This is a genomic window from Sphaerisporangium sp. NPDC088356, assembly GCF_040685555.1.
Taxonomy (GTDB): Bacteria; Actinomycetota; Actinomycetes; order Streptosporangiales; family Streptosporangiaceae; genus Sphaerisporangium.
On record NZ_JBFBIK010000027.1, the window covers coordinates 46,633 to 73,352 of the forward strand.

General features: G+C 71.3%; 26 protein-coding genes. 17 read left to right on the forward strand and 9 right to left on the reverse strand.

The window, feature by feature from the left end; translation table 11 throughout:
- Nucleotides 1-42 precede the first annotated feature (42 nt).
- Nucleotides 43-981, reverse strand: a complete 939-nt coding sequence (locus AB0O34_RS13290; protein WP_363915589.1) for an NADP-dependent oxidoreductase — start codon at nucleotides 979-981, stop codon at nucleotides 43-45.
- A 278-nt stretch (nucleotides 982-1,259) separates the two neighbouring features.
- Here AB0O34_RS13290 and AB0O34_RS13295 point away from each other — a divergent pair, with 278 nt between their 5' ends.
- The 4 genes from AB0O34_RS13295 (at nucleotide 1,260) to AB0O34_RS13310 (ending at nucleotide 4,512) form a co-directional block, all read left to right on the forward strand.
- The gene (locus AB0O34_RS13295) at nucleotides 1,260-2,153 is read left to right on the forward strand and encodes a glycosyltransferase (RefSeq protein WP_363915590.1); all 894 of its coding nucleotides are present in this window, start codon (nucleotides 1,260-1,262) and stop codon (nucleotides 2,151-2,153) included.
- A complete protein-coding gene (locus AB0O34_RS13300; RefSeq protein WP_363915591.1) occupies nucleotides 2,150-3,052 on the forward strand; it encodes a glycosyltransferase in 903 nt (300 codons plus the stop codon). Before AB0O34_RS13295 ends, AB0O34_RS13300 begins: the two co-directional genes overlap by 4 nt.
- An 83-nt stretch (nucleotides 3,053-3,135) precedes the next feature.
- A complete protein-coding gene (locus AB0O34_RS13305) occupies nucleotides 3,136-3,597 on the forward strand; it encodes an HIT family protein (RefSeq protein WP_363915592.1) in 462 nt (153 codons plus the stop codon).
- A gap of 48 nt (nucleotides 3,598-3,645) precedes the next feature.
- Nucleotides 3,646-4,512: an NAD(P)-dependent oxidoreductase gene (locus AB0O34_RS13310; protein ID WP_363915593.1), complete on the forward strand. Its 867-nt coding sequence runs from the start codon at nucleotides 3,646-3,648 to the stop codon at nucleotides 4,510-4,512.
- A 16-nt stretch (nucleotides 4,513-4,528) separates the two neighbouring features.
- Here the strand turns inward: AB0O34_RS13310 and AB0O34_RS13315 are convergent, their stop codons facing one another.
- The gene (locus AB0O34_RS13315; RefSeq protein ID WP_363915594.1) at nucleotides 4,529-5,545 is read right to left on the reverse strand and encodes a zinc-dependent alcohol dehydrogenase family protein; all 1,017 of its coding nucleotides are present in this window, start codon (nucleotides 5,543-5,545) and stop codon (nucleotides 4,529-4,531) included.
- A 188-nt stretch (nucleotides 5,546-5,733) separates the two neighbouring features.
- Here AB0O34_RS13315 and AB0O34_RS13320 point away from each other — a divergent pair, with 188 nt between their 5' ends.
- The 5 genes from AB0O34_RS13320 to AB0O34_RS13340 all read left to right on the forward strand — a co-directional run bounded on the left by AB0O34_RS13320 (nucleotide 5,734) and on the right by AB0O34_RS13340 (nucleotide 12,411).
- On the forward strand, nucleotides 5,734-6,531 hold the full coding sequence (locus AB0O34_RS13320; protein WP_363915595.1) for a DeoR/GlpR family DNA-binding transcription regulator: 798 nt from the start codon (nucleotides 5,734-5,736) through the stop codon (nucleotides 6,529-6,531).
- A gap of 99 nt (nucleotides 6,532-6,630) precedes the next feature.
- Entirely contained in the window at nucleotides 6,631-8,169 is a 1,539-nt protein-coding gene (locus tag AB0O34_RS13325; RefSeq protein ID WP_363915596.1) for an amino acid permease, read from the forward strand.
- Nucleotides 8,166-9,656 carry an FGGY family carbohydrate kinase gene (locus AB0O34_RS13330; RefSeq protein ID WP_363915597.1) on the forward strand — a complete coding sequence of 497 codons (1,491 nt, stop codon included), beginning with the start codon at nucleotides 8,166-8,168 and terminating at the stop codon, nucleotides 9,654-9,656. Before AB0O34_RS13325 ends, AB0O34_RS13330 begins: the two co-directional genes overlap by 4 nt.
- On the forward strand, nucleotides 9,653-11,143 hold the full coding sequence (locus tag AB0O34_RS13335; protein WP_363915598.1) for an NAD(P)/FAD-dependent oxidoreductase: 1,491 nt from the start codon (nucleotides 9,653-9,655) through the stop codon (nucleotides 11,141-11,143). The genes AB0O34_RS13330 and AB0O34_RS13335 overlap by 4 nt, the downstream gene beginning before the upstream one ends.
- Entirely contained in the window at nucleotides 11,140-12,411 is a 1,272-nt protein-coding gene (locus AB0O34_RS13340) for an FAD-dependent oxidoreductase (protein WP_363915599.1), read from the forward strand. Before AB0O34_RS13335 ends, AB0O34_RS13340 begins: the two co-directional genes overlap by 4 nt.
- On the opposite strand, the gene AB0O34_RS13345 is transcribed toward AB0O34_RS13340, so the two are convergent.
- Nucleotides 12,404-13,522: an acetate kinase gene (locus tag AB0O34_RS13345; RefSeq protein ID WP_363915600.1), complete on the reverse strand. Its 1,119-nt coding sequence runs from the start codon at nucleotides 13,520-13,522 to the stop codon at nucleotides 12,404-12,406. The genes AB0O34_RS13340 and AB0O34_RS13345 overlap by 8 nt on opposite strands.
- An 81-nt stretch (nucleotides 13,523-13,603) precedes the next feature.
- On the opposite strand from AB0O34_RS13345, the gene AB0O34_RS13350 reads away from it, so the two are divergent.
- Nucleotides 13,604-14,077 carry a hemerythrin domain-containing protein gene (locus AB0O34_RS13350; protein WP_363915601.1) on the forward strand — a complete coding sequence of 158 codons (474 nt, stop codon included), beginning with the start codon at nucleotides 13,604-13,606 and terminating at the stop codon, nucleotides 14,075-14,077.
- Between the two features lie 57 nt (nucleotides 14,078-14,134).
- Here the strand turns inward: AB0O34_RS13350 and AB0O34_RS13355 are convergent, their stop codons facing one another.
- Both AB0O34_RS13355 and aspS read right to left on the reverse strand, forming a co-directional pair.
- Nucleotides 14,135-15,049: an aldose 1-epimerase family protein gene (locus AB0O34_RS13355; RefSeq protein ID WP_363915602.1), complete on the reverse strand. Its 915-nt coding sequence runs from the start codon at nucleotides 15,047-15,049 to the stop codon at nucleotides 14,135-14,137.
- An 89-nt stretch (nucleotides 15,050-15,138) separates the two neighbouring features.
- Nucleotides 15,139-16,113 carry an aspartate--tRNA(Asn) ligase gene (aspS, locus tag AB0O34_RS13360; protein ID WP_363915603.1) on the reverse strand — a complete coding sequence of 325 codons (975 nt, stop codon included), beginning with the start codon at nucleotides 16,111-16,113 and terminating at the stop codon, nucleotides 15,139-15,141.
- A gap of 442 nt (nucleotides 16,114-16,555) precedes the next feature.
- On the opposite strand from aspS, the gene AB0O34_RS13365 reads away from it, so the two are divergent.
- Nucleotides 16,556-16,861, forward strand: a complete 306-nt coding sequence (locus AB0O34_RS13365; RefSeq protein ID WP_363915604.1) for a hypothetical protein — start codon at nucleotides 16,556-16,558, stop codon at nucleotides 16,859-16,861.
- 102 nt (nucleotides 16,862-16,963) lie between these two features.
- The gene (gene recQ, locus AB0O34_RS13370; protein WP_363915605.1) at nucleotides 16,964-18,793 is read left to right on the forward strand and encodes a DNA helicase RecQ; all 1,830 of its coding nucleotides are present in this window, start codon (nucleotides 16,964-16,966) and stop codon (nucleotides 18,791-18,793) included.
- A gap of 74 nt (nucleotides 18,794-18,867) precedes the next feature.
- Here the strand turns inward: recQ and AB0O34_RS13375 are convergent, their stop codons facing one another.
- Both AB0O34_RS13375 and AB0O34_RS13380 read right to left on the reverse strand, forming a co-directional pair.
- Entirely contained in the window at nucleotides 18,868-19,854 is a 987-nt protein-coding gene (locus AB0O34_RS13375; RefSeq protein ID WP_363915606.1) for a sulfite exporter TauE/SafE family protein, read from the reverse strand.
- 102 nt (nucleotides 19,855-19,956) lie between these two features.
- The gene (locus AB0O34_RS13380) at nucleotides 19,957-21,009 is read right to left on the reverse strand and encodes an alpha/beta hydrolase (protein WP_363915607.1); all 1,053 of its coding nucleotides are present in this window, start codon (nucleotides 21,007-21,009) and stop codon (nucleotides 19,957-19,959) included.
- Between the two features lie 426 nt (nucleotides 21,010-21,435).
- Between AB0O34_RS13380 and AB0O34_RS13385 the strand changes: the two genes are divergently transcribed.
- The 3 genes from AB0O34_RS13385 (at nucleotide 21,436) to AB0O34_RS13395 (ending at nucleotide 22,899) form a co-directional block, all read left to right on the forward strand.
- The gene (locus AB0O34_RS13385; RefSeq protein WP_363915608.1) at nucleotides 21,436-21,810 is read left to right on the forward strand and encodes a hypothetical protein; all 375 of its coding nucleotides are present in this window, start codon (nucleotides 21,436-21,438) and stop codon (nucleotides 21,808-21,810) included.
- Between the two features lie 80 nt (nucleotides 21,811-21,890).
- The gene (locus tag AB0O34_RS13390) at nucleotides 21,891-22,256 is read left to right on the forward strand and encodes a hypothetical protein (RefSeq protein ID WP_363915609.1); all 366 of its coding nucleotides are present in this window, start codon (nucleotides 21,891-21,893) and stop codon (nucleotides 22,254-22,256) included.
- A gap of 247 nt (nucleotides 22,257-22,503) precedes the next feature.
- The gene (locus AB0O34_RS13395; protein ID WP_363915610.1) at nucleotides 22,504-22,899 is read left to right on the forward strand and encodes a DUF1992 domain-containing protein; all 396 of its coding nucleotides are present in this window, start codon (nucleotides 22,504-22,506) and stop codon (nucleotides 22,897-22,899) included.
- A 254-nt stretch (nucleotides 22,900-23,153) separates the two neighbouring features.
- On the opposite strand, the gene AB0O34_RS13400 is transcribed toward AB0O34_RS13395, so the two are convergent.
- Entirely contained in the window at nucleotides 23,154-23,828 is a 675-nt protein-coding gene (locus AB0O34_RS13400) for an FMN-binding negative transcriptional regulator (protein ID WP_363915611.1), read from the reverse strand.
- Nucleotides 23,829-23,975: 147 nt separating this feature from the next.
- Nucleotides 23,976-24,467: an ATP-binding cassette domain-containing protein gene (locus tag AB0O34_RS13405; protein WP_363915612.1), complete on the reverse strand. Its 492-nt coding sequence runs from the start codon at nucleotides 24,465-24,467 to the stop codon at nucleotides 23,976-23,978.
- Between the two features lie 55 nt (nucleotides 24,468-24,522).
- Here AB0O34_RS13405 and AB0O34_RS13410 point away from each other — a divergent pair, with 55 nt between their 5' ends.
- Entirely contained in the window at nucleotides 24,523-25,758 is a 1,236-nt protein-coding gene (locus AB0O34_RS13410) for a cytochrome P450 (protein WP_363915613.1), read from the forward strand.
- A 280-nt stretch (nucleotides 25,759-26,038) separates the two neighbouring features.
- A complete protein-coding gene (locus tag AB0O34_RS13415) occupies nucleotides 26,039-26,629 on the forward strand; it encodes a DsbA family protein (RefSeq protein ID WP_363915614.1) in 591 nt (196 codons plus the stop codon).
- Nucleotides 26,630-26,720 lie beyond the last annotated feature (91 nt).

Below are 26,720 nucleotides of genomic sequence, written 5' to 3' on the forward strand. Positions count from 1 at the left end.
TGCGCCGCCAGCGGGCCGTCTCCGCGGCCGGGGGAGCGATGATCAGGCGGTTGTGACCCTGAGGACGATCTTTCCCCGGGTGTGGCCTGTCTGGCTCAGGCGGAAGGCCTCGGCGGCGTCGGGGAGGTCGAGGACGGTGGCGACCTCCGGCACCAGGCGTTCCACCTCGATCAGCCGTGTGAGCTGGTCCAGATCGTCCTGGCTGGGCCGGGCGAAGACGAACGTGCCGCCGAGTTCCCGCACCCCGTCGTCGGCGAGGGACACCACGCGCCTTTTGGCATCGCTCGCCAGCAGGTTCACGGAGGAGGTCAGCTCGTCGCCGCCGTACATGTCGAGGATCGCGGTCACCCCCTCGGGCGCCAGGGCCCGGACGCGGTCCGCGAGCCCCGGGCCGTACGCGACGGGCCGCGCGCCGAGCCTCATGAGATGGTCGTGGTTGCGCTCGGAGGCCGTGCCGATGACCCGGGCTCCGAGGGCGACGCCGATCTGCACGGCGAACGACCCGACTCCGCCGGCCGCCGCCTGGACGAGCACGGTGTCACCCAGCCCGACGTCGAGGGCGTGGACCAGCGACTGGTAGGCCGTGAGGCCCCCGATGGGCACGGCCGCGGCCTGCTCCCAGCCGAGGTTGGCCGGCTTGCGCGCGATCGTACGGGTGGGCGCGGCCACCCGCTCGGCGTACGTTCCGCGGCCGACGGTGTCCGTGCGGACGTACCCCATCACCTCGTCACCGGGCGCGAACTCCGTCACCGTCGGGCCGACCGCCGAGACCACGCCCGCGACGTCCCACCCGGGGATGACGGGGAAGTGCACGTCGAACCGGCTGTCCAGATGGCCCGCGGCGATCTGCCAGTCGACGGGGTTGACCGCGGCGGCTCTGACCTCGATGAGCACGGACTCCGGGCCGAGCTTGGGTTCGGGCGCCTCGCAGAACTCCAGGACCTCGGGCCCGCCGTACCGCCGGTAACTGATCGCTTTCACGGGTCCCCTCCCGAGCCGGACTGCACCGAGATGATCCAATCACGACGCCCGCCACGGAGGGTGACGGGCGCGTCGAACCATTGCCGAACGCGTTTCTTGGAAGTTCGGCCTGACCCCGGGATCACGGGTCGCGTTCGGGAAGCTCCGCAAGGACAATTAGCCCCTCGATCGACCGGCCGCCGGATCGAGGTGCCGTGGCACGCAGGATGTTTGCCCACGTCAGAAGGGGTTATGGGTCGCCACGGGGGCATTTCGCGCTTCCGGGGGGGTGAGGGCGGGTGACTGCCGCAGACGGGGCGGAGGCGGGCGTGGTCCCGGTCACCGTCGTGATCGCCACGAGGAACCGCCGCGAGGAACTCCTCCACACCCTGAGCCGCCTGCGATCTCTGCCCGAGCGCCCCGCCGTCATCGTGGTCGACAACGCCTCATCCGACGGTACGTCCGGCGCGGTGCGCGACCGCTTCCCCGAGGCCCGGGTGATCCGCCTTTCCCGCAATCTCGGCGCGCCCGCCCGGAACGTCGGGGTGCAGGCCGCGAGGACCCCGTACGTCGCCTTCAGCGACGACGACTCCTGGTGGGAGCCGGGAGCCCTGCGGCTGGCGGCCCGTACCTTCTCCGAGTACCCGCGCCTCGGCCTGCTCGCGGCGCACGTGCTGGTGGGCGCGGAGCGCCTGCCGGACCCGATCAACGCGGCGCTCGCCGCCATGCCGCTCCCCGGGGACGCCGCCCAGCCCGGACCGTCGGTGCTCGGCTTCCTGGCCTGCGCCTCCGTGGTTCGCCGCCGGGCGTTCCTGGACGCCGGCGGGTTCAGCGCGGTGCTGTTCTTCCCGGGAGAGGAGCAGTTGCTCGCGTACGACCTCGCCGCGCTGGGCTGGGACCGGTGCTACGTACCCGGCGTGGTGGCCGTGCACGAGCCGTCCCGCAGGCGGGGTCCTGCGGCGGGCAGGCGCCAGGCCGAGCTGCGGAACGCGCTGCTGACCGTCTGGCTGCGCCGGTCGGCCCGGGTCGCGCTGCGCGAGACCGTACGGCTCGCCGCGCGGACCCTCCAGGATCGGGACTCCCGCGCCGCCATGCTCGGGGCCCTGCGCAGGATGCCGTACGCCATGAACGGCCGCCGCCGCCTGCCGGCATCCGTCGAGGCGGACGCCCGGCTGATCGAGACCCGCCCATGACCACGCCCGACGGGCGGATGACCGTGGTGGTCATCACGATGGACCGGCGGGACGAGCTGTTACGCACCCTGGAACACATGACGGCGCTGCCCGAGCGCCCGCGCGTCATCGTGGTCGACAACGGCTCCCACGACGGGAGCGCGGACGCCGTGGCGCAGCGGTACCCAGGCGTGAGGCTGATCCGCAGCGCGCGCAATCTGGGCGCGGTCGCCCGCAACGTCGCGGTGGACGAGGTGACGACGCCGTACGTCGCCTTCTGCGACGACGACACCTGGTGGGAGCCGGGCGCCCTGTCCGAGGCGGCCGACCTCTTGGAGGGCCACCCACGGCTGGCGTCGGTCACGGGGCGCATCCTGGTCGAGCCGGGGCTGCGCGAGGACCCGATCACGCCCGAGCTGCGGCACTCGCCCATCCAGGGGCCTGCCTGGATGCCCGGTCCGGCGCTGCTGAGCATCCTGGCGGGAGCCTCGATGCTGCGGGTGGTGGCCTTCCGCGAGGCCGGGGGGTTCTCGCCGCGGATCTGGCTCGGCGGCGAGGAGGAGCTTCTCAGCCTGGACCTGGTCTCCCGTGGCTGGTGGCTGTGCTGGGCCGAGGGCGTCGTCGTCCACCACGCCGCGTCCAAGATCCGCGATCGGCGGCAGCGCCGGAGGCTGGGGATCCGCAACACCCTGTGGACGGCCTGGCTGCGCCGCCCGGCCCCCGACGCCCTGCGCCGGACGGCGGCGGTGCTCCGTTCGGTGCCGAAGGACCGCGCCAGCGTCTCTGCCGTGGCCGCCGCGGTGGCCGGGCTCCCGTGGGTCCTTCGCGAGCGCCGGGTCGTGCCCATGGACGTCGAGCGAGGGCTGCGCCTGCTGGAGGAACCGCAGCGGACCTCGGTCGCCCGCCGGTACGTGGACTGACCGCGAGCGCGTTGTGCCACCCCGGAAGGGATGATCCGCTTGGGGGAGAGAATCATTGAGGGATGGATACAGGCGATCCTTGCGTGTTCTGCGACATCATCGAGGGCCGGTCGGAAGCGAGCCTGGCCTTCCAGGACGACGTGGCGATCGTGGTCATGGACAGCAACCCGGTGAACCCGGGGCATGCCCTGGTGATATCGCGTGTCCACGCCACCGGGCTGGAGGATCTCGACGAGCAGGTCGGGGCCCACATGTGGCGCGTGGCCCATCGGGTGGCGCTGGGGCTGCGCCGTTCGGGCCTGCGGTGTGAAGGCGTCAACGTGCTGCTCGGCGACGGCGAGGCCGCGCTCCAGGAGATCTTCCACACCCACATACACGTGTTCCCCCGCTTCGAGGGGGACAACTTCGTCGTCGACGCCGACTGCGAGCCCCGCGATCGCCGGCTGCTGAACCAGGAGGCGTGGGCCCTGCGGGAGGCCATGAAGGCCTTCGCCTCCCAGGCGCCCTCCTCGGTGATGCTTCCGCAACGCGCTCCGACGGCCTAGGTCCCGGGAACCGGCTCGTCGGAAGGCCACGGCAAGGGGGGATGGCATATGCGGGTAGCCGTACTGGGAATGGGGCACATGGGCCGGGCGGTGGCCAGAAGGCTGCTGTCGCACGGCTACGACGTCAGGGTCTGGAACCGTACGCCGGGTAAGGCCGCCGAGGTGGTCGAGGCCGGAGCGGTCGAGGCGTCCTCTCCGGTGGAGGCCGCGCGCGGTGTGGAGGCCGTGCTGCTCTCGCTGGCCGACGACCAGGCCGTCCTCGACGTCATGGACCGGCTGGCCGAGCTGGGGCCCGATCCGGACGGGCCGACCGTGGTCGACATGAGCACCGTGTCCCCGGAGACCTCGCGCAAGCTCCGTGACCTGGCGCCCGGACGGCGGTTCGTGGCCTCGCCGATCATCGGGGCTCCGCAGGCAGTCCTCGACGGCATGGCCTCGGGCCTGCAGGGCGGCGACCGGAGGCTCGTGGACCGGCTGGAGCCGATCTGGTCGCGGATCTTCTCCGTGTACTGGTACTGCGGAGAGGATCCCGGGAGCGCGTCGGCGTTCAAGCTGCTCAACAACTACCTGCTGATGTCCGGAGTCGCCGTCGTCGCCGAGGCGGTGGGCACGGCCGAGGCGGCCGGGCTCGACAAGAAGCTGTTGCGCGAGCTGCTCCACCGGTGGCCCACCGTCGCGCCCGGCCTCCGCAACCGCCTCGACGACATCCTCTTCGGCGATCACCAGGCATGGTTCGCCACGCGGCTCGGCGCCAAGGACGTGCGGCTCTTCAACGAGTTGGCTGAGTCCGCCGGGCTCTCGCCGCCCATCGCCCGCCTGGTCGAGCGGCGCTACGAGGAGGCGGCGGAACGCGGCTGGAGCGAGGCCGACATCACCGCGATCGTGGAGCTGGTCCGCGCCGAACGCCGCGAGTGAACCGGGCCCCGGTGGGTCAGCCGCCGATGTGGAGTACGGCGGCGCCGGTCACGTGGTCGGCCGCGAGATCGGCCAGAGCCTGGTCGGCCTCGTCGAAGGGGTACGGAGTCGTGATCACCTCCAGCGGGTGGAGCGTGGCGATGCTCAGGAACGTGCGGCCGTCGTTGCGGGTGTTCGCGGTGACGCTGCGCAGGGTGCGCTCGTAGAACAGGTGACCCTGGTAGTCCAGCGGGGGGATGTCGGTGAGGTGGATGCCGGCCACGGCGAGCGTCCCGCCCCGGTCGAGGGCGCTGAGCGCCACGGGCACCAGGTCGCCGACGGGCGCGAACAGGATGGCGGCGTCCAGCGGCTCGGGCGGGGCGTCGTACGCGCCTGCCGCCGACGCCGCTCCGAGGTCCAGCGCCAGCTCCTGGGCCTTCTCGGAACGGGTGAGCACGTGCACCGTGGCGCCCTGGGTGATCGCGACCTGGGCGATGAGGTGGGCCGAGGCCCCGAAGCCGTAGATGCCCAGGCGTCCGCGTGGCGGCAGTTCCGCACGGGCCAGAGCCCGGTATCCGATGATCCCCGCGCACAGCAGCGGCGCCAGCTGTTCGGCGGGGCAGTCCTCGGGCAGCTCGTAGACGTAGTCCTCCAGCGCGGTGGTGTACTCGGCGTACCCGCCGTTGATGTCCCAGCCGGTGTACTTGGCGTTGGGGCAGAGGTTCTCCGCGCCGCGAAGGCAGTAGCGGCACTCTCCGCAGGTGAAGTGGAGCCACGCCACCCCGACCCTGGTGCCGATCTCCAGCCGGTGCGCGTCGATGCCCCGGGCCGCGACCCGGCCGACCACCTCGTGCCCGGGGACGGTGCGCGGGCGTTTCGGCGGGAGGTCCCCCACGGCCAGGTGCAGGTCGGTGCGGCAGACCGCGCACACCTCGACCCTGACGAGCACCTCTCCGGGGCCGGGCTCCGGCACCGGCATCCGCACGCGCTGTAGTGGCCTCGTGTCCATGGGACCGGGGTGGCGCACCACCCAGGCGCTCATCGTTTCGGCCATGCCCCCATGCTCACACGCCGGTCCTGACTTCCCGCCACAGCCCCGCGCCGAACACGCCGAGGTCCGCGAAACCCCCGTGGCCGCCGGTCCGCATCCGAGAGCCGGACAAATCACCCCTTGACGTGCGTTACCTCGCATATCCATACTTCCAGTCAACATTCCACATGTTTCCACAAAGAGGAGGTCGGGTGCTGCCCGCGGAACGCCGTCGCCGCATCGCCGCCGAGGTCGCCGCTCGTCCGAGCGTCAAGACCGAGGAACTCGCCGATCTCTTCTCGGTCTCCGGAGAGACCATCCGCCGCGACCTGCTCCGCCTGCAGAGCGACGGACTGGTGGAACGCGTGCACGGCGGCGCCACCCCCGCCGAGCGCCCCCGGGCGGTCGAGGACAGCTACGCGCGGCGCAGGGCCCTGAACGTCGCCGGCAAACAGGCCATGGCCAGAGCCGCCGTCTCCCTGCTGCGCCCGGGAGACACCGTGATCTTCGACGTCGGGACCAGCGTGGCCGAGATCGCCCGCGCCATCCCTGTCACGTGGACCGGCCGCGTGCTGACCAACTCGCTGCCGGTGGGCGCCGAGCTGGCCGACCGTCCGGGCATCGAGGTGCTGGTCTCCGGCGGGCGCACCCGCTCGGGGGACCTCGCGCTGGCCGGTGGCCAGACGGTGGCCTTCTTCGCCGACTACTACGCCGACCTGGCGTTCCTCGGCTCGGGCGGGGTGCATCCGGCAGCCGGGCTGACCGACTTCCACTCCGACGAGGTCGACGTACGCCGGGTCATGCTCGACCACTCGACCCGCTGCTACGCGATCGCCGACGCCACCAAGCTCGGTGTGATCGCGGCGCGGCACGTCTGCGCGCTGGATCGGCTCACCGGCCTGGTCAGCGACGGAACCCCCGACGAAGGTCTCGCCGAGGCGCTGGCGACCGCCGGTGTGCGCCTCGTCGGACCGCACGACACCGGCCACGCGGAGGCCGACGCCAGTTGACCCCAGCCCGCATGACCTTGACCTCGTTGTTCAACCGCCGGCGCGACCACCGTACGACGGAGGCGACGCTCCCGCTTCACCTTGCTCCAAGGAGTGTTCATGTCCGAGGACTACCCGTCCACCACTTCAGCGCCTGAGCCGTCCCCGGTTCCCGGCACCGCCGCAAACGCCCAAAGGGCCCACGCGGCGGACATGACCGACGACGAGCTGGTCTCGTCGTACGGCTACACCCAGCAGTTCGCCCGCACGCTGCGCTCGTTCGAGTCGTTCGCGGTCGCGTTCTCGTTCATCTCGATCACGACCGGCCTGTTCAGCACGTTCGGCTTCGTGCTCGGCGCCGGCGGCCCGCGCGGCATCTGGACGTGGCCGATCGTCGTGATCGGGCAGGTCTTCGTCGCGCTCGTCTACGGCATGCTCGCCTCGAAGATCCCGCTGTCCGGCTACTCGTACCAGTGGGCCTCGCGCCTCGCCAACCCCCGCGTGGGCTGGTGGTTCGGGTGGGTGTCGTTCGCGTTCCTGTCGATCGTGACGGTCGCCGTGGACTACGGGCTCAGCCAGGCCGCGCTGCTGCCGCTCTTCGGCATCGAGTTCAGCCCCGGCAAGGCGATGCTGGTCACCCTGGTCGTCCTCGTGATCCAGGCGGTCCTCATCATCTGGTCCACGCCGATCACCGCGAAGATCAACAACTGGGCCGTGGGCGCCGAGGTCATCGGCATGGTCGGGCTGACGCTGGCCCTGCTCGCCGCCGCGCTGTTCGCAGGCAAGGGCGACTGGTCGCAGCTCGGGTCCACCGGAGCGGTGGCCGGTGCCGGCTACTACGGCTGGCTCGGGCCGTTCATGCTGGCCACCCTGCTCGGCGCCTACACCATCGTCGGCTGGGAGTCGGCGTCCAACCTCGCCGAGGAGACGCACAACCCGCGCCAGGTGGTGCCCCGGGCCATGGTGCGCTCGATCCTCGTCGCGGGCGGACTCGGCATGCTGTTCCTGATCGTGCTGGTGGCGACCGCCCACGACATCCCCGCCCTCACCGAGGACAGCGCCCCGGTGGCGACGATCATCGGCCAGAACCTGGGCCCGGTCATCAAGGCCATCGCGCTGGTCATCGTCTGCGTGTCGATCTTCGCCTGCGGCCTGGTCATCATGGTGACCAACAGCCGCCTGATCTACAGCATGGCCCGCGACGGCCGCCTCCCCGCCGCCAAGGTGCTCACCCGCGTGCCGCGCGCCACCGGCGGCCCGATCTGGGCCACCCTGCTCGCCGGCGGCCTCAGCGCCGCGATCGTCGTCGGCTTCGGGCTCAACGCCAACGCCCTGGCGAACCTCCTCGGCGCGGCCACGCTCATGCCCGCCATCCTCTACGCCGGTACGGTGCTGCTCTACTGGTTCACCCGCAACCGCATCCCCGCCCGACCCGGGGACTTCGTCCTCGGCAGATGGGAGAAGCCGGTCGTCGCCCTCGCGCTGCTGTGGCTGGCGTACGAGCTGGTCATCCTGATCGGCCCGGCCGACTTCCGCCAGGCCCAGTACTACGCCATAGGCACTCTCGTCGTGGGCGCGCTGGTCTACGGCGGCATGCTGTGGAAGGCCCCGGACTCCCTGCGGCACGAGCCAGGCCTGTCCCGTGAAGGTGGCCGGTGACCTCCGCGAACATCCTGGCGATCGACCAGGGCACCTCGGGAACCAAGGCGCTGGTGGTCTGCCCGGAGCGCGGCGTCATCGGCTCCGGGGAGGCCGCCGTGCGCCCCCGGTACGGCTCGGGGGGCCTGGTCGAGCAGGACCCGGGCGAGCTGCTGCGGTCGGTGCTGGACGCGGGACGGGAGGCCGCCGCCGCGGCGGGAGAGCCCATCGCGGCCGTCGGCCTCGCCAACCAGGGCGAGACCGTGCTGGCGTGGGATCCCGCGACCGGTGAGGCCCTGACGGACGCCATCGTCTGGCAGGACCGGCGCGCGCAGCCGGTCTGCGACGAACTGGCGGGCGAGGCCGGGCGCCTCGCCCGGCTCAGCGGGTTGCCGCTCGATCCCTACTTCGCCGCGCCGAAGATGGCCTGGCTCCGCCGCCACCTCACCCGGGAAGGCGTCGTCACGACGAGTGACTCCTGGCTGGTCCACCGGCTCACCGGCGCCTTCGTCACCGACGCCTCCACGGCGTCGCGCACCATGCTGCTCGACCTCGACGGCACCGAGTGGTCGCCGGAGGCGCTGGAGATCTTCGGGCTCGGCGGGGAGCGGCTGCCCGCCGTCGTGGACGCGGCGGGAGCCTTCGGTGAGACGGACGCGTTCGGGGCGGCGGTCCCGCTGACCGGCCTGCTCGTCGACCAGCAGGCGGCACTGCTCGCCCAGGGCTGCGTCGATCAGGGCAGCGCCAAGTGCACCTACGGCACGGGCGCGTTCCTGCTCGCCAACGCGGGCCCGCGCGCCGTCCGCTCCTCGGCCGGGCTCGCGGCGTGCGTCGCCTGGCGCTTCGCGGGACGTCCGGCGTACTGCCTGGACGGGCAGGTCTACACGGTCGCCTCCGCCGTCCGCTGGCTCACCGAGCTCGGGGTGATCGGCGGGGCAGGGGACCTCGACCGGCTCGGCGGGAGCGTGCCCGACGCGGGCGGCGTCACGTTCGTCCCGGCCTTCGCGGGCCTGGCGGCCCCCTCATGGCGCGGCGACGTGCGGGCGTCACTGTCCGGGCTGGGCCTGGACACCACTCCCGCCCACGTCGTACGGGCGCTGTGTGACGGGATCGCCGCGCAGGTCGTCGAGCTGGCCGGGGCCATGGCGAGCGACCTCGGCCGCCCGCTGACCAGCCTTCGGGTGGACGGCGGCCTCACCCGCAGCACGGTGCTCATGCAGACCCAGGCCGACCTGCTCCAGCTCCCGGTCGAGGTGTACGCCTCGCCCGACGCGACCGCGCTCGGCGTGGCGGCGGCGGCGAGAATGGGCCTGGACCCGGGCCTGCCGGTGGCCGAGGCGACGGTGCGGGGTGCGCCCTCGGCCGTCTACGAGCCCCGCGTGAGCGCCGGCGAGGCCGCGGAGAGGCTGGGCGTGTACGCGGCGGCGGTGCGGGCCATGCTCACCAAGGACTCCGCGCCGCCGGCCAAGGACGGGCTCGCCGAGGACCAGACGAAGGAGAACCTGTGAACGACGTCCCGGGGGGTCCCGGCGACCAGGCGGCGTATGACGTCGTGGTCGTCGGGGCGGGCGTCGTGGGCACCGCCATCGCCCGCGAACTGGCCCACCACGACCTGCGGATCGCCGTCCTGGACGCCGCCGCCGACGTCGGCGACGGCACGTCCAAGGCCAACACCGCGATCCTGCACACCGGCTTCGACGCGACCCCCGGGACCCTTGAGTCCCGGCTGGTACGCCGTGGCTACGAGCTGCTGGAGGGCTACGCGGCCACGACCGGCATCCCGGTGGAGCCGCTCGGGGCCCTGCTGGTCGCCTGGGACGACGAGCAGCTCGCGGCCCTTCCCAAGCTGAAGGCCAAGGCCGAGGCCAACGGGTACGACCGGACCCGCGTCGTCGACGCGGGCGAGGTCTACCGCCGCGAACCCCGGCTCGGCCCGGGCGCCCTGGGCGCGCTGCACGTGCCGGGGGAGAGCATCATCTGCCCCTGGACCACCACCCTGGCGTTCGCCACCGAGGCCGTCCAGGCGGGTGTCGACCTGCGCCTGGACACCCGGGTCGGTGAGGTGGTCGCGGGCGACGGCGACCGCCCGCACGAGATCCGCACCAGCCGGGGCGTCGTGCGCGCCCGCTACGTCGTGAACGCCGCCGGCCTGTGGTCCGATGAGCTCGACCGGCTGTTCGGGCACCACGGGTTCACCGTCACGCCGCGCCGGGGCGAGCTGATCGTGTACGACAAGCTGGCCCGCCCGCTGGTGAACCACATCCTGCTGCCCGTACCCACCGCGCGGGGCAAGGGCGTCCTGGTCGCGCCGACCGTGTACGGGAACGTCATGCTCGGACCGACCGCCGAGGACCTGAACGACAAGACCGACACCGGTTCCTCCGCAGGCGGCCTGGCGTTCCTGAGGGAAAAGGGCGCGAAGATCATGCCCGCCCTCCTGGAGGAGGAGGTCAGCGCGGTGTACGCGGGGCTGCGCGCGGCGACCGAGCACGGTGACTACCAGCTCCGCTCCCACCCCGAGCAGCGTTACGTCTGCGTGGGCGGCATCCGGTCCACAGGCCTGACCGCGTCCCTGGCCATCGCCGAGCACGTGATGGGCCTGCTGGTGGAGGCCGGCCTCGCCGCCGGACCGCGCCGCGAGCTCGAACCACCTCGGATGCCCAACATCGGCGAGGCGTTCCCGCGCCCGTACCAGCGTGCGGACCTCGTCGCCGCCGACCCCGACTACGGCCGCATCGTCTGCCACTGCGAGCGGGTCACCCGCGGGGAGATCCGCGACGCCATGCGAGGCGCCCTGCCGCCGCGGACGCTGGACGGCCTGCGCCGCAGGACCCGGGCGCTGAACGGCCGCTGCCAGGGCTTCTACTGCGGGGCCGAGGTGCGCGAGCTGTTCGACCACCCCCCTGCCGTCTCTGTAAGCCGGCTCCGCGCGGACGGCGACGGTCAGGCACGTACAGGGGACACCGAGACCACTTCCGGCGAGGCACGCCCATGACGACTTCCGCCACCTCACCCGCCTCCACGGCCCGCCGCGAGCGGTCCGTCGAGGTGCTCATCGTGGGAGCCGGACCGGCAGGTCTGGCCGCCGCCGCCGAGCTGGCACGGGCCGGCGCGGGTCCGGTGGAGGTGATCGACCGGGAGGAGCACGCCGGAGGCATCCCCCGCCACTCCCACCACACCGGGTACGGGATCCGCGACCTGCACCGCCTGATGACCGGTCCCGCCTACGCCCGGCACTACGAAGGCCTCGCCACCGCCTCCGGCGCCACCGTGCGTACGGGCGTGACGGCCACCGGCTGGGCGGGGCCGCTCACGCTGCAGACGACCAGCCCCTCGGGCCTTGAGAGCATCACCGCCCGGGCGGTCGTCCTCGCCACCGGGGCACGGGAGCGCCCGCGCAGCGCCCGGCTGGTGCCCGGCACGCGCCCGGCGGGCGTCTACACCACGGGCATGCTCCAGCAGACCGTCTACCTGCGCGGGCAGGGCGTGGGCCGTCGCGCGGTGATCGTCGGCGCCGAGCACGTCAGCTACTCCGCGGTGATGACCCTCGACCACGCCGGGGTGAAGGTCGCCGCCATGGTGACCGACCTGCCGCGCCAGCAGTCGTACGCGGCGTTCAGGCTCGGCGCCGGGGTGCGCTACCGCTTCCCCCTGCTCACCGGGACCACGGTGACCCGGCTGATCGGCCGGGGCAGGCTCCAGGGCGTCGAGGTACGGCGTGCCGACGGGCGCACCGAGGTGATCGAGGCCGACACGATCGTGTTCACCGGCGACTGGGTGCCCGACTACGAGCTGGCGCGGCGCGGCGGCCTCGCGGTCGACCCGGGGACCAGGGGGCCGTCGGTCGACACCGCGCTGCGGACGTCGGTGCCCGGAGTGTTCGCGGCCGGCAACCTCCTGCACCCGGTCGAGACCGCCGACGCGGTGGCGCTCGACGGCCGCCACGTAGCGGGCTCGGTGATCGCGCACCTCTCGGGCGCCCCCGAGGCGGCCGGCGTGCCGGTCGACGTGCGCGAACCGCTGAGGTGGGTCGCTCCGGGACGGGTGGGCCCCGCCGGGCCGCCGCCTCCGCGCGACCGGTTCATCCTGTGGACGGCGCGGTTCGTGCCCCGGCCCACCGTCGAGATCGTCCAGGACGGGCGGACGCTGCTTCGTCAGGTCACGCGCCGCACGCTCATACCGAACCGTCCGATCTACATCCCGGCCGGATGGCGTACCGCCGTCGACCCCGAGCGGGGGCCGGTCACGATCACCGTCAGGTGATCCGGGACACCGTGGCCAGGGCCTCGCGGGCGAGCTGCAGCTCCTCGCGTGGCCTGACCACCAGCACGGGAACGTCCGCGCCCGGCGCGCTGACGATCATGTCGTCGTCCACCTGGTCGCGGGCCGGCGGCACGATGCCGAGGAGCCCGAGCCTCTGGCACACGTCGTGGCGGACCTCCGGCTGGTCCCAGCCGATCTCGCCGGTGAACACCAGCGCGTCCAGCCGGTCGAGGCTGGTCGCGGCGGCGGCCATCTCGCGGCCCACCCGGTGGGCGAACACCGCGAGCGCCAGCGCCGACGCCGGGTCACCGGCGGCCACCAGGTCGCGGGTGTCGCCCGACCTGCCGTCCGACAGCCCGAGCAGCCCCGACCTGTGCTGCAGCCCGTCGCTCAGCTCGTCCAGCGTGAGCCGCTCGCCGGACAGCAGCCACAGGAGCATGCCGGGGTCGACGCTTCCGGACCGGGTGCTCATGGGCACCCCCTCCAGGGGGGTGAAGCCCATCGAGGTGTCCACGCTGCCGCCGTCGCGCACCGCGCACACCGACGACCCGCCGCCCAGGTGGGCGAGGACCGCCTGCGTCGTCTCGGCCGGGCGCCCGAGAAGCCGTGCCGCCCGCTGGAGCGCCCAGGCGTACGAAAGGCCGTGGAAGCCGTAGCGGCGCAGCCCGTACGTGCTCCGCCAGCCGGCGGGCAGGGCGTACGTCGCGGCGACCTCGGGCATGCCCGCGTGGAAGGCGGTGTCCGGGCACAGCACCTGCGGGACGCCGGGCAACCGGCGCCGGGCGGCCTCGACCAGCGCGAGGGCGGGCGGCACGTGCTGGGGCGCCAGGTCGGCGAACCGCCGCACCGCCGCGAGCACGCCGTCGTCCGCGACCGTCGGAGCGCGTACGGCGTCGCCGCCGTGCACGAGCCGGTGAGCGGCCACGGCGACCTCGTACGGGGGCGCGTCGCGCAGGAACGCCTCGATGGTGCGGTCGATGGCGGACGGGCCGGGGGCCTGCCGCTCGACGTACAGCTCGTGGATCACCTCGTCGTCGCGGACCAGGTCGAGCCGCAGGCTGGAGGACCCGGCATTGACGGTCAGCGCGACAGGGGACACGGTCCGAGGCATCCCCACGCTCCCACGTTTAAATCGCTCACAGGAGGTAGCGCTCTACCGACCCGACCACACCTACGAGGGGAAGGCGGCTCGATGGACGCCATCGTGCTCCTGAAGGACGACCACAAGACCGTGGAGAAGCTGTTCAAGCAGTTCGAGAAGGCGGGTGAGCGCGCCTACAAGGAGAAGCGGCAGATCGTCGAACAGATCATCCACGAGCTCACCACCCATGCCTACATCGAAGAGGAGATCTTCTACCCGGCGGCTCGTCAGGACGTCCCCGAGACCACCGACCACGTCCTGGAGAGCGTTGAGGAGCACCACGTCGTGGTGTGGATGCTCTCGGAGCTCAAGAACCTCGACCCCGAGGACGAGCGGTACGACGCGAAGGTGACCGTCCTCATCGAGAACGTCCGCCACCACGTGGAGGAAGAGGAAGAGGAGTGGTTCCCGAAGGTGCGGGAGGCCATGGGCCGCAAGAAGCTCCAGGAGCTCGGCGAGCGGATGGAGAAGGCCAAGGCCGAGGCGCCCGGCGACCCCCTCGCGGTGAAGAGCGCCAAGCAGTAGCCCGTGAGCCCCGCCCGGTCATTCCGGTGCGGGGCTCGCCCGGCTCAGGCTCTCAGGCTAGATGGGGCCGATGCCCCACCGGTGGGTGACCTCGTCTCCGGGGGCGAGGCGGACGACGTCCTCGCCGGTGCGAAATGCGTTGGGCGGGCAGCTCATCGGCTCGACCGCGAGCCCCGCGCGGCGCTGTTCCCCGGTGAGGGTGTCGCCGGTGAAGAGCTGGAGCCAGCCGATGCCCTCGGCGCCCCACAGCTCGACGCCCCGGGCGCCGTCCCCGGTGGTGAGCCTGACGCGGACGTGTCCGTCGGAGCCGCGTGCCAGGCCGGTGAACGCGGTGTCGAGAACCGTCTCGCCGATCGGGCGGGCGGTGCGGAAGTCGTACTCGGTGCCCTCGACGTCGCGCCTGCCGACGGGGATCTTGCGCTCGTTCACCGGAAGCCACTGGCTCGCGGGCAGTTCGAGCACGGCGTCGTCGACGGGCTCCCCGAGCGTGAGGTACGGATGGGCGCCGAAGCCGTACGGCGCGGCGGTGTCCCCGGAGTTCCGTGCGGTGGTCGCGACCTCCAGGCCGGAGGGTCCCAGCGTGTAGGCGATGGTGAGGTCGAGGACGTGGGGGTAGCCGATCTGCGGGAACAGCCGCAGCCCGAGCGTCACCGACCCGTCCTCTCGCGACACGACCCGCCACGGGAACGACCGGGAGAAACCGTGCGCGGCGTTGCCGGTCTTGGGCTCGGTCAGCGCGAGCTGCCGCTCCTGGCCGTCGAACTCGTACCGCCCGTCCTCGACGCGGTTCGGCCAGGGGATCAGGGGGAGCCCCGCCGATCCGAACGGCGCGTGGTCCTCGGGGTAGCCGATGATGAGCGGCCGGCCCTCGTGGGTCAGGCTCCGCAAGCCCGCGCCGAGCTCGGTGACGACGGCCTGGAAGCCGCCGGCCTCGATGGTGTGCTGGGCCCCGGTGGGCGCGATGGTCGTCACCCGGCAATTCAACACCATGGCCCCCATATGCCCCCTCGACGCCCGGCACCGCCGTCGATCTCCCGGTGCCGGGCGCCGCCGTCAGGTGGTCAGGGGCTCAGACGGTGCAGGTCGCGCGGGAACAGGGTGGTCTGGCGGACGTTGGCCGCGCCCGTCAGGCGTGAGGTCCAGCGTTCCAGCCCGATCGCGAAGCCGCCGTGGGGCGGCATGCCGTGTGCGAAGGCGGCCAGGTATCCCTCGTAGGCCTTCGGGTCCTCGCCCCGGGCGGCCAGCGCGTCCAGGTAGTCGGCGTGACGGTGCAGCCGCTGGCCTCCCGTGACCAGCTCCAGCCCCCTGAAGAGCAGGTCGAAGCTGCGGGAGTACTCGGGTCGCTCGGGGTCGGGATGGGTGTAGAACGGGCGCTTCACCATGGGATATCCCGTGACGAACAGGAACTCCGAGCCGTGCTCGCGCAGGGCCCACTCGCCGAGCCAGCGTTCATGGGACGGTGCGAGGTCGGGCTCGCCGCGCGGGTCCTCCCCGGTGTGCCGGGCCAGGAGCTCCTGCGCGTCCGCGAAATGGATCGACGGGATCTCCTCAGGCACGCTCGGCAGGCCGATCTCCAGCAGGGCGGTGGCGGTCGCGGCCCGTTCGGCGACGGCCGCGTGCATGCCGGCCACCGCCTTGGTGAGCACGGCCATGACGTCGCGGTGGTGGCCGATGAAGCCCAGCTCGGCGTCCAGGCTCGTGTACTGGGCGAGGTGCCTGGCCGTGTCGTGCGGCTCGGCCCGGAAGACCGGTCCCACCTCGTACACCCGCTCGAACACCCCCACCAGCGCCTGCTTGAAGAACTGTGGCGACTGCGCCAGGAAGGCGGGCCTGCCGAAGTAGTCGATGCCGAACACGTTGGCGCCCGACTCCGTGGCCGAGGCCACGATCTTGGGCGTGGACGTCTCGACGAAGCCCAGCCCGTCGAGCGTGGCCCGGAACCCGGCCACACCCGCGGCGGCGATCTCGAACGGGGCCCGGAGGCCGTGGCGGCCGACGTGCCCGGGCAGGTCGGCGGCGAGAACTCGTGAGATCATTTCACACTCCTGCGGGAATATGAGCGATCCCTTGGGAGCGCGGGGGAGAAGGGGACTCCCGGTGCCACCGCGCTTTCGCCGCCGCCTGGGCGGCGGCCTCGAACGGCCCGATGACGGGGGCCGGCCGACGGGGCATTGGGCGATCTTCGCCGTTCCTCCCCGCACTCAGGAGGGTCTTCACCCGGGACGCGAGACCGCCTTCACAGCTGCCGGCGGTTCTCTTGACTCGCGCGACCCCGGAGCTACTTGGCTCCTTCGACGTGTTGCGCGAAATTCTATCTCCTTGATCAGCGCGGGGTCATGCACCCCGGTGACAGGTGCGCTTCTTCGTGAACCGCCGCTTAGGGGGAGCCTGCGGTTCGACTGAGGGGCGCCAGTGGGGTCTCCCTGAGTGAGATGCGGTGTTTGTCTTGAATTAGGGAAAACGCGGGGAAGGAACGGCATGGACGCGATCATCGTCAAGGAGGCGGCCGGCGGCATCACTTCTGAGGTCACCGACGAGGGGACCAAACTGCTGCGGCTGCGTGACCATCTGACCGGTCTCGGCGTGGACGCCGACCTCCGGGCGAGCATGCCCGCGCTGCTCGTGCACCGCCCGGACGTGGGCCTGCCGTTGTGGGTCTTCGTGGGGTACGGCGGCGCCTACTACTCCTGGCAGTCCGCCGAGAAGCGGCACCCGGTGGCCGACGCCGAGGGCGCCGCGCTCGTGCTCGCCGACTACGTCAGCGGAAGGGTCTTCTCGGCCTGAACACGACGGGCCGGAGACTCCGCCCTGTGGACGGCGGAACCCGTGTCCACAGGACGCCTCGTACCGCCCGTCAGGGCCGGTGGAAGCTCGTAGACTGACGCGATGACCTCCCCCGACAGCGGCCTCGAGGCGAGCGACGCCCTGCGCGTGCTCAACCGCGTTTTCGGCTACAAGTCGTTCCGCGAAGGCCAGCAGGAGATCATCGACCACGTCGTCGCCGGTCGCGACGCGCTCGTGCTCATGCCGACGGGCGGCGGCAAGTCGCTGTGCTACCAGATCCCCGCGCTGGTGCGCGAGGGCGTCGGCGTCGTCGTCTCACCTCTGATCGCCCTCATGCAAGACCAGGTCCACGCTCTCACGGCACTCGGCGTGCGCGCGGGGTTCCTCAACTCCACGCAAGATCCCGACGAGCGGCGGCGGGTCGAGTCGGCCTTCGTCGCGGGCGAGCTCGACCTGCTCTATCTCGCGCCCGAGCGCCTGCGCGTCGACTCGACGCTGCGGCTGCTCGATCGGGGCAAGATCTCCCTGTTCGCGATCGACGAGGCTCACTGCGTGGCGCAGTGGGGCCACGACTTCAGGCCCGACTACCTGGCCCTTTCCATGCTGCACGAGCGCTGGCCCGACGTTCCGCGCATCGCGCTCACCGCCACCGCCACCGAGGCCACCCACGCCGAGATCGCCGCCCGGCTCAACCTTCAGGAAGCACGCCATTTCGTGGCGAGCTTCGACCGCCCCAACATCCAATACCGCATCGCGCCCAAGAGCGAGCCCAGGCGCCAGCTGATCAAGTTGCTGCGCGACGAGCACCCCGGCGACGCCGGCATCGTCTACTGCCTGTCGCGGGCCTCCGTCGACAAGACCGCCGAGTTCCTCGTCCAGAACGGCATCCCCGCGCTGCCCTACCACGCGGGGCTCGACGCGCGCACCCGTGCCGCGAACCAGTCGCGCTTCCTGCGTGAGGACGGCATCGTCATGGTCGCGACCATCGCCTTCGGCATGGGCATCGACAAACCCGACGTGCGCTTCGTCGCCCACCTCGACCTGCCCAAGTCCATCGAGGGCTACTACCAGGAGACGGGCCGCGCCGGGCGCGACGGCCTCCCCTCCACCGCCTGGCTGGCCTACGGACTGCAAGACGTGGTGCAGCAGCGCAAGATGATCGACACCTCCGAGGGCGACGACGCCCACCGCCGCCGCCTCGGCGGCCACCTCGACGCCATGCTGGCGCTCTGCGAGACGGTCGAGTGCCGCCGCGTGCGGCTCCTCGCGTACTTCGGGCAGCAGAGCGGCACCTGCGGCAACTGCGACACGTGCCTGTCGCCGCCGGAGTCGTGGGACGGCACGATCGCCGCCCAGAAGCTCCTGTCCACCGTGGTCCGCCTCGCGCGCGAGCGGCGCCAGAAGTTCGGCGCGGGCCAGATCATCGACATCCTGCTCGGCAAGAAGACCCCCAAGGTCGTCCAGTTCGAGCACGACTCCCTGACCGTGTTCGGCATCGGCACCGAGCTGAGCGAGGTCGAGTGGCGCGGCGTGGTGCGCCAGCTCCTGGCCCAGGGCCTTCTCGGGGTCGAGGGCGACTACGGCACGCTCGTGCTCACCGAGGCGAGCGGCGAGGTGCTGGGCCGGCGGCGCGAGGTGCTGCTGCGCCGCGAGCCCGAGCGTCCGGCCAAGGCCGCCAAGACCCGTCGCACGACCCCCTCCGCCGAGCTGCCAGAGGAGGCCGTGCCGGTCTTCGAACGGCTCCGTGCCTGGCGGGCCGCCACCGCCAAGGAGCAGGGCGTGCCCGCCTACGTCATCTTCCACGACGCGACCCTGCGCGAGATCGCGACAGGGGCACCGTCGTCGCTGGCCGAGCTGGGCAAGGTGAGCGGTGTCGGCGAGAACAAACTGGCGAAGTACGGCCAGCAGATCTTGGACACCCTCGCCGCCTGACCGGTCAGAGCGTCATCGGGAGGTCCTTCACGGGCGAAGGTCCTCGCGATGCGGCCTGCGAGGCCGCTACCTGGTCACTCGTCGGTCTTCCTGACTACGGCTGGTTCCTCGCCGCCCGCGGTGGCCGGCGTCCAGGGGAGCGCGGGCAGGCCGTGCCGGGTGCGCAGGACCATCCAGAAGAGCGGGGCCGCGAGCAGGACGCAGGCGAGCACCCAGGTGGTGACGGTGTTGCTGACGCCGAACATCTTCAGCGCCGAGGCGAGCAGCACGAACGCCAGCACCCGGCGGATGAGCCCGCCCGGGGCGCGGGAGGAGATCCGCGAGCCGATGTAGACGCCGGGGACCGAACCGACCAGCAGCGCGGCGGTGACCGAGAGCTTGAAGTCGCCGAACAGCAGGTGGCCGAACGCGGCGGACATGACGAGCGGCACCGCCTGGACCAGGTCGGTGCCGACGAGCTGGTTGGCCTTGAGCCGAGGGTAAACGGCCAGGAGGGCCACGATGATCAGCGAGCCGGAGCCGACGGAGGTCATGCCGACCACGAGCCCGCCGACGATCCCGATCAGGACGGTCGGGATCGGGCGTATGGAGACGGAGGGCAGGCCGGTCGCCGCGGGCTCGCCCGGCTCGGCGGTACGGCGGCCGGTCGCCGCGGTACGGCCTTCGGCCCGGTCTTTCATCGCGAGATAGCCCCGTATGGCGAGGCCGGTCGCGGCGATCACGAGGGCGACGCCCAGGGCCTTCTGGATCACCTCCTGGACGTCCTTGCCGTCGCCGAACGCCCTGGCGAGCAGCACGCCGCAGAACGCCGCCGGGATGGATCCCACGCATAACCAGCGGACCAGCTTGAGGTTGACGGTCCCGTGCCGCAGATGGACCAGGCTGCCCACCGGTTTCATCACCGCCGCCGCCACGAGATCGCTGGAGACCGCGGCGAGCGGTGGGACGCCGAAGAAGGTGACCAGCATGGGCGTCATCAGAGCGCCGCCGCCCATGCCGGTCAGCCCGACGACGATGGCGACCAGGAAGGACCCGATCGCCATGGTGTAGTCGAAATCCACCCAGTCAACCTATCGAATCCCTAGGAAAAGGGGCTATCCCCTCCCCCTTCTCCGGAACGGCAGCAGGGCCGCGCGGAACGCGGCCCTGCGGCGAGAAGGGTGTTACCGGACGCAGCCGGCGAGCTCGGGCCGCTGGGGCGGGGTGTTCTGGGCGCCGAAGAACAGGTTGGCGCAGTCGGCGAGGAAGGTCGGGTTCTCCTCGGGGACGTAGTGACCGGCGTCGGGGGCCACGACCGGGCGGACGTCGTCGGCGACCTGGTCGAACGAGTCGGCCACACCGGTCCCGAAGGAGTACTGCCCGCCGATCGCCAGCACCGGCATGCCCAGCCGGCTGGAGGCGTGCGCCTGGTTGTTCACGGCGTCCGCGGCGAACGCCCGGTAGTACTCGTACCCCGCGTGGCGCCTCGCCGGGTTGGCGTAGGCCTTGTAGTAGGCCTCGCGGTCGATGCCCTGCCCGTTGTGGCTGAAGTTGTACATCATGCCGAGGTAGGTGCTGACGTCGGCGTTGTCCATGATCGTCTCGGGGATCGGTGCCGGGGACATGTTGAACCGGAAGTGCCAGCTGAGCCCGTAGAGGTCTTCCAGGCCGAAGCCGGGGAGCGGTGACTCGATCACGGCGAACCGCGTTACCTCGTTGGGGTAGTCGCGTGCGTACGGGTAGGCGATCAGGGTGCCGAGGTCGTGGCCGAGCAGCTCCACCTGCGTGAAGCCCAGCTTGTGGACGGCCTCGCGGATCCGCTGCGCGGTGGTGACCTTGTCGAAGCCGCCGGTGGGGATGGAGGAGTCGCCGAGGCCCGGAAGGTCGAAGGCGATCACCGTGTGCTGGGTGGCGAGCGCGGGCATCACCTGGCGCCACATCAGCCAGGTGGACGGCCAGCCGTGCAGGAGCACGAGGGCCGGGCCGGACCCGCCCTTGACGTAGTGGAGGGTGCCGCCGTCCACGGTCACCTTGCCGTGGGTGAAGCCAGGGGCGAACCTGGCGGGGCCTACGGAGGGCTCGGAGGGCATGGCGCTCGCGCCGGCGCCGGCGGTGGTGGTGATCAGACCCACCACCAGGGCGACGGCCGTGCTGAAGACGGCTCGCCTCAGTCTCCTCGCGCTGAATCGTCTCGCCGGTCGCGCGGCTGCGTGCAAGGTCGTTTCGTCGTGCGGCATATCGAAAGTCCCTTTCCATGAGCAGAGAACCACGGGATGACCCGCCTTTTCAGCGGCATGATTCCTTCTCCGCTTCGCGGCGGATCAGTGATCGGCGTACACGGCGGAAGCGTCGTTCGGAGCGGTGCCGGCCAAGGCGGGTGATCGCCGACGTGGTCGAACGAAGCTTGTACGACCCGAGATGCCGCCGTCTTCTTCCAAAATGCTTTTACCAAGCTAACGGACATTTTGGCGCGTTCCCCTGTCAGGACGAAAACGGATAAATCGCTATATTTGCTATGCGTTCGGGCAATCCAGGGGACTGTCACGCCAGGCGCTGGACGCGTGCGGCGGCCACCGATGGCGGGTGAGAACGTCCTCGACATCGGGCGCGGTCAACCCGCGCCAGGTGAGCGGGTCCGACGCGGCCGCATTATCTTGGGAGAGGTGGAAGAAAACCGGGCACGGCGGGTCGTCGACGCGTTGCGCGAGCGTGGCATGGACGGCCACCTGGCGAGGGTCGGCATCGACCAGTTCGGCATACGGATCTCACTGCCCGGCGGGCGTGAGGCCGAGTGGGACACCGACGGCACCGCGGGCCTCGAAGCCCAGGTGATGCGCGACGGCATGCTCGTCGGCTTCGTGCCCATGATCGAGGGCTCGGAGGACTTCGACGAGCAGCAGGTCGTCGACGCCATCGCGCGAACCGACTACGACCAGCCCATCGCCCGTCAACGCCCGGTCGCCCCGCCGCCGGGCCCGCCCTTGCCCCGCGCCGGCGGCCTCTTCCGCCGTTTCCTCGACGGCTTCCGCTACCGCTGATCCACTATCCCGGCGTCGGTAGAGAAGGAGTGGCGATGGTAGACGTACGTCCCCGTGGAAATCGGTTTGCGAAGGGTGCCGTGGCGGGCCTGCTGCTGGCGGTGGCGACTCTGGTGAACTACCTCGCGTGGCTCGGATGGGATCAGGAGCGGGACGTCGGGCCGGATGGCGGTGTCAGCGGTCCCTACCAGGCGTGGCAGGTGGCGGGGCTGGTGATCGTTCTCGCCGTTCTCGCCGTTACCGCGGGGTGGCGCGGGCATCCCGTCATCGGCACGCTCGCCATCGGGGGCGTCATGTGGGCGTCCTGGACCGTCGACGCCGCGACGTCCGATGACAGCGGCCTGTGGGCCGTGGGCGCCCTGATGCTGTTCCCGGCCGTCTTCTGCGGAGTCGGGCTCGTCGCGTGGTTCGCGGCTTCCCGCAAACGCAGAGGTACGGCTCAATAGGCCGCTGAGGGGGTCATGTCCGATCACGAGGGTGTGACCATTCCCGAGCCGTCGCCGTATTTCCCTGACTGTGGCTGTGCTGACCTCTACCAGCTCCTGGTTGTGCTGGTTTCCTCGAACCCGAGTCCCGGCTCCAGAGGCTCGTCCGGCGGTAACTATCATCGGCACCATCGAACGCTCCCGAAGCGACTGGATACCGGTACTTCGAAGTCCTCGTCTGAGAACGGCACCTCAGGGAGAACGAACCATGACAGATCGCAAGCCACCCGGCGTCAGCTTCGAGACGTGGGTCGACAGGCAGATCCGTGAAGCGATGGAGCGGGGCGAGTTCGACAACCTGCCGGGCGCAGGCAAGCCCCTCCCCGACCGGGACAAGCCCCTCGACGAGATGTGGTGGGTCAAGCAGAAGCTGCGCCGCGAGAACGCGTCCTACCTGCCCCCGACGCTCGCCCTGCGCAAGGAGGCCGAGGACGCGCTCGACGCGGCCTCGCGTGCCGGGTCGGAGCCCGAGGTCCGGAAGATCGTGGCGGACATCAACGCGAAGATCCGCGAGGCGATCAGAACCGGGCTCTCCGGCCCCCCGCTCAACCTGATGCCCTTCGACGTCGAACGGGTCGTACGCGAGTGGCGGCACTCAGGTTAGGGAGGTCGGTGCTTAAACTCCGCGAATCGGCCGCGCCAGAGATAGGACGACGTTGGGTTCCGCCGTCGAGCCCTCCACGCCGCCTCGGGTGCCGTACGGGCTGACCCCGCTCGGCCGGGGGACCGGCGAGCCGCTGGCGAGCCTGTTCGCCTGGATCCGGGGGGCACGCGAACGACATCCTCGCCGTGCGGGCCGAGTTCGACCGAGCCGGCGGAAAGTGACCTCACCGAGGTGGCGCGCCTGAACGGCCGTCCTCAGCCGGCGGTTCGCCGCTCGGCGTCCCGCATGGCCTCCGCGACCAGGTGGTCCTGCTGGGTTCCGGCGAGCAGTCCCGTGGCGACGCCGTCGATGTCGGCGGGGCCACGGTTCTGGCTGAGCTTCCACTTCGCCTCGATCCGCGTGATGACGACCTCCACGCCGACGATCGCGCGTAGCTGTCCCTTGATGAAGGCTTCGGGCGCGTCGTCCACCGACCACGGCCGCGACCGGGCCGACTCGTGCTTGTCGGTGAGGCGCCGCACCAGCGACTCGGTCCAGGCGGGGTCATCGTGCGTGACGAGCCTGCCGTACACATGCGCGGTGACGTAGTTCCAGGTCGGGACGGTACGGCCGTGCTCGCGCTTGGTGGCGTACCACGAAGGGCTGACGTACGCGTCGGGTCCCCGCACGATGACCAGGGCCTCGACGTCCGAGTCGTGACGCCATTGCTCGTTGTTCCTGGCCAGGTGGCCTAGCAGGGCGCCTTGCTCCCCGGCGGACGGGTCGAACACCAACGGGAGCAAGGTCGCCATGATCCCGCGAGGGGTCCAGGTGACCAGATCCGAGGCTCCGGAGCGATGCAGGAGTTCGTGGACGGCGTCGAGGTCCGGCGCGGCGAAGTGCTGGGGGACGTACATGGTCACTCCGATCGGGTTACGCGGGAACTCCATGCTCTCGCAGTGCCGGCCGTTCTCCTGATCGTCGTCTGCGTGCCGGCGGTGGCGGTCATCGGCGGACGCTGCCCGCGACGACCCCCGTCAAGGGCGGTGACTTCGTCATCGGCGCGAGTGCGACATCCACCTGCCTGGTTGATCGGATCAGCCGCCTTCACCGGGGGCGCTCGTTTCGAACAGGCGTCCCTCGGACAGCCGCAGCCAGCGGTCCACTCCGATCTCGGCAAGGAACCGCTCGTCGTGGCTGACCACCACGAAGGCGCCCTCATAGGACTGCAGGGCGCCTTCCAGCTGGGCGACACTGACCAGATCGAGATTGTTGGTCGGCTCGTCGAGCAGGAGTAGCTGCGGCGCCGGTTCGGCGTACAGGACGCAGGCCAGGGTGGCGCGCAGCCGCTCACCGCCGGACAGCACCCCGACCGGGAGATGGATGCGGGAGCCCCGGAACAGGAACCGGGCGAGCAGGTTCATCCGCTGCGCCTCCGGCATCCCCGGCGCGAAGGCGACAAGGTTCTCCGCCACGGTGCGGCCGAGGTCCAGCAGGTCGAGCCGCTGGGACAGGTAGGCGGCTCCCAGGCGGGTTATGACGGCGAACCCGAATAGACCTGATTCGCCTGTTGACGGGCGGCGCGGCATTTCGTACGTTCCGCGTGGGCCGCCTCCTGGGCGCGCCGGGTAGGAAGGGGTTGCGATGACCACCGAGCTCGATCCGAACGGGACTTGGCCGGACATCGTTCCCGGACCACTTGCCACGCCGCCACCGGAGTTCGCCCACAGGCGGGAGTCAGGGCCGCTGGAGCCGGCGGCCATGCCCAGCGGCGACCGCGTCCCGGTGGCCGTCAGGTACGAGGACGTCCGCGCCCTGCTGGCCTCGCCCACCTCCAGCCGCAACCTGCGGTTGCCGGGGTTGCCGAGGCTGGTGAGCGGCATCGGCATCGACGACGATCCGGACGCGCTGGTCAACCAGGACCCGCCGGAGCACACCCGCTACCGCCGGATCATGCAGGGCACCTTCACCCCGCGTCAGATCGAACCGTGGCGTCCCCGCATCGCGAAGATCGCCCAAGAGCTCCTCGACGGCCAGGGTGAGGACTTCGACTTGGTCCAGGCGTACGCGCTGCAGCTACCAGGCCGGGTGATCTGCGAGATGCTCGGCGTGCCGATGGACCACTACGAGCAGTTCGTCCGGTGGACGGACATGTTCCTGACCACCTCCACGGCCGACGAGCGCGCACGCTACGAGGGCTACCAGGACTTCATGGCCTATGCCGCCGATCTGGTCGCCCAGCATCGCGCCGAGCCAGGCGAGGACCTCATCGACCTGCTCGTCCAGGCCAGGGACGAGGACGACCGGCTGTCAGAGGGTGAGCTGGTCAACACCGTGTTCTCCCTCATCACGGCCGGTCACGAGACGACGGCCTCCATGATCGCCCGTGGTGTCTTCCGGTTGCTCCTGCACCCCGACCAGTGGGCCGAGCTGGTCGCGAACCCGGACCTGACGGCCACCGCCGTCGAGGAGATCCTGCGCTATGACGGGCCGCCCGCCAGCGCCTTCATGCGCCGGATGACGAAGGACACCGACATCCCCAGCGGCTGCCTGAGCGCGGGGACGGTCATCATGCCGAACCTGAACGCGGCCAACCACGACCCGCGGGCGTTTCCCGAGCCCGGCCGGTTCGACATCCACCGCTTCACCGGCCACCCCCCGAACCCCCATGTGGCATTCGGTTACGGCCCGCACCGCTGCCTGGCTGCCAGCCTCGCCAGGGTCGAGCTGACCGAGGCGTTCAGGGCCCTGCTCATCCAGCGCCCCACCCTCCGCCTGACCGCCCCACCCGAGTCGGTGACCTGGACCGACGGCCTGGTCCTGCGGCCCGTCGCGATGCATGTCACCACGAGTGAACGGCGTACCGCCGGCGACTCATGATGGCTCGCGTGGGAGTTCGACGGTGGGCCTGCTGCTGGCGCCGGCCGGGCTGACCCGCCGCCTCGGAGTACGTGTGGGCCGCGGGCGCCTCGCTGAACAGGCCCGCGATCCCGGTGGCCTGCCTCGCCGCGGCGCAGGCGGCGGCATTCTGGAATAAGACACGGGCGGACGCGGGTGGGACGATGAGGCCCGGTACCTCGCCGGCCTGAGCCTGAGCCTGAGCCGGGCCGCGGCAGTGGTCGCCGACATCCACAGAACGCCGACGACAGGATGTGACGCCGTGAGCATCACCCTCTGGTTCGACCCCATCTGCCCCTTCACCTGGCGCACCTCACGATGGGTCCGGGACGTCGCCACGCGCCGTGGCGAGTCGGTGAACTGGCGGTTCATGAGCCTGGCCATCCTCAACGAGGGCAAGGACATCCCCGAGAGGCTGCACACGGCGCATCAGAAGTCGCTCGCGGCGCTGCGCGTGCTCGCCGCCGCCGAGGAGCGGTTCGGCCAGCCGGCCGTCGACCGGCTGTACACCGCGATCGGGCACCGCGTGCACGACCTCGACGATGACCTCACGCCGGACACGCTCGCCGCCGCACTGGCGGACGCGGGGCTGCCGTCCGATCTGCTGCGGGCCGCGGACGACGCCGCGTTCGACATGCTGATCAGCGAGAGCCACCACCTCGGGCAGTCCCGGGTCGGCACCGAGAGCGGCAGCCCGGTGACCGCGATCGACGACGGGCCAGGCTTCTTCGGCCCGGTGGTCGCGAGCGTTCCCCCGGCCGACGAGGCCGACCGGCTCATCGACGCCATGCGGCTGCTTTCCACGGTGCCGGTGTTCAGCGAGCTGAAGCGCGAGCGCGCCCCGCTGAGCTGAACTCCGCCACGGAACGCGCGGAGCGGGCACCGGGCTCGCCGGTCCGGATTCATGAGAGACGCCGCAGGGGCGGAAGGATTTTCCTTCCGCC